General features: G+C 73.5%; 3 protein-coding genes. All 3 read right to left on the bottom strand.

The genetic code is table 11. The features are described 5' to 3' along the window. Positions 1 to 249, bottom strand: a 249-nt coding sequence (locus BN11_RS24145; RefSeq protein WP_048699456.1) for a hypothetical protein, incomplete at its 3' end; no start/stop codon positions are given. Positions 250 to 294: 45 nt separating this feature from the next. Then, on the bottom strand, positions 295 to 720 hold the full coding sequence (locus tag BN11_RS16560; protein WP_048699455.1) for a Fur family transcriptional regulator: 426 nt from the start codon (positions 718 to 720) through the stop codon (positions 295 to 297). Then, a partial coding sequence (locus tag BN11_RS16555; protein WP_083433821.1) for an MFS transporter occupies positions 717 to 2,017 on the bottom strand: 1,301 nt, incomplete at its 5' end. The genes BN11_RS16555 and BN11_RS16560, both read right to left, overlap by 4 nt.

Here is a 2,017-nt window from a genome sequence, read left to right as displayed (position 1 = left end):
CCCCCCCCCCCCCCCCCGCCACGTCCCGTCGGGGCCGCGCTGCGCGTCGACCACGGCCACCGGACCCGCGCCGGTGGCGCGCGCATAGATCTCCAACTGCACGCGCGTCGCCGCGGGAGCGGTCACGGCGAAGGTCGTGCTCGAGGAGTTCGCGTCGAAATGCGCCCCGAGCGGCCAGGTGGCGGCGGCCCAGGAGGGCGCATCGACGGGGGCGGGCAGGGCGGCGATGGGCGCAGCGGTGGTGGTCACGGAAGGAGCTTCCCGGGAGTCGGAGCAAGGTTGAGGTGCGGCCCCTCAGCGGCAGGCGGCACAACTGCCCGAGAGGGCGGTATGCGTGGGGTCGAGCTCGAAGCCGGCCCGTGCGACATAGGCGGCCACGGGATCGAGGATCTCGGCCGGCAGGTCGAGGACGGCCCCGCAACTGCGGCACTGAAGGTGCACGTGGGCGTCGTCGCCGTCGGTCAAATGATAAGCGGTCGCGCCGTGCCCGAGGTGAATGTGCTGGACCACGCCCACCCCGGAGAGGGCCTCGAGCGCCCGGTAGACGCTGCTCGCCGGCAGGTCGGCGCCAGCCCGGGCGTGGATGTCGTCGGCCGTCAGATGTCCAGGGGTGGTCGCCAGCGCCACGAGCACCGCCCGGCGGGCCTCGGTCATCCGCTCGCCCCGCTCGCGGAGCCGGACACCGACGCTGGACACCAGCTCCGCGATGTCGCGGCTCATCGCCCACCGGCGAGGTCGGGCGCCGACTCGCCCACGGAGGCCCGGCCCTGGCCGGTGCTGCGCGAGCGCAACGCGGCCAGCAGCGCCAGGGTGATCGCACCGCTGACCACGGCGAACCCGAGCCGCGGCTGCAACGGCACGACGATGCCCGCTGCCCCGCCGATGACCCAGAACGTCTGCAGCAGCGTCTCCGACCACGCGAAGACCCGCCCGCGCAGGCGGTCCTGGACGTCGCGCTGGATGAGGGCGTCCAGGTTGAGCTTGCCGAGCTGACCGAACAGCCCGGCGATCAGGCCGAGCGCGACGAGGCTCCATACGGCATACACGAAGGTCGCCGTGACGGCCGCGGCGACGGCCACCCCGAGCAGGATCGTGGCCAGCAGTTCCGGCGGCGGGTTGTGCTTGCGGTTGCCGATGAAACTGCCGAGCGCGTTGCCCACGCCGGCCGCCCCCGCGACGAGCCCGACGACGAGCGATCCGCTGATGCCGGGGATCGGGTGCTCGCGCATGAGGAAGACGAGGAAGAGGGTGAGGAAACCGGACAGCATCCGCGCCCCCGTGAGCAGCCACAGGACATAACGCACGCTCACCGGCAGCGCCCGCAGCCGGCGGGTCGGGGAGGCGGCCTCGTCACCGGCGAAGTCGGATTCGCCGCGGTCGGAGTCGACCCGGGACGGCAGCCGGATCGCCAGCACGGTGGCGACGATGTAGAGGACGAAGGCGGCCCGCAGCGACCAGTCGGGACCGATGCGCGACAACGCCCCGGCGATGCCGCCGCCGGCCATCATCCCGAGCAGGCCGGCGATCGTGAGCCGGGAGTTGGCCTTGACCAGCGTGATGCCCTGGGGGAGCAGGCGCGGGACCGCGGCGGCCCGCGTCACGGCATACGACTTGCTGGCCACGAGCGCACCGAGCGCGGTCGGATAGAGCCACACCGAGTCATCGACGATCGCCGAGGCGAGCACCCACGCGAGGAAGGCGCGCAGGGCCAGCGTGGTGCCGATCGCCCACCGCCGGCCGTGGTTGAACCGGTCGAGCAGCGGCCCGATGAGCGGGGCGAGCAGCACGAATGGCACCATCGTGAGGGCCAGGAAGAGAGCGACCTGGCTGCGGGCCTCGTCGGTCGGGAGGGCGAAGACGGTGCCGGCGAGCGAGACGGTGAGTGCGGCGTCGCCGGCGACATTGGCCGTATGCAGCTGGATCAGCCGGGCGAGCCCGGTCGCGTCCGCGCCGTGCGCCGTCGCGAAGGCCTGATAGCGCCGCGTCCCGGCGCGGGTGCCGGCCCCGACGACCCGGG

This window comes from Nostocoides australiense Ben110, from assembly GCF_001050535.1.
GTDB classification, from domain to species: Bacteria; Actinomycetota; Actinomycetes; order Actinomycetales; family Dermatophilaceae; genus Nostocoides_A; species Nostocoides_A australiense.
Note: the sequence above shows the minus strand (reverse complement) of the source record. Positions and strands in the feature narration are given on the sequence as shown.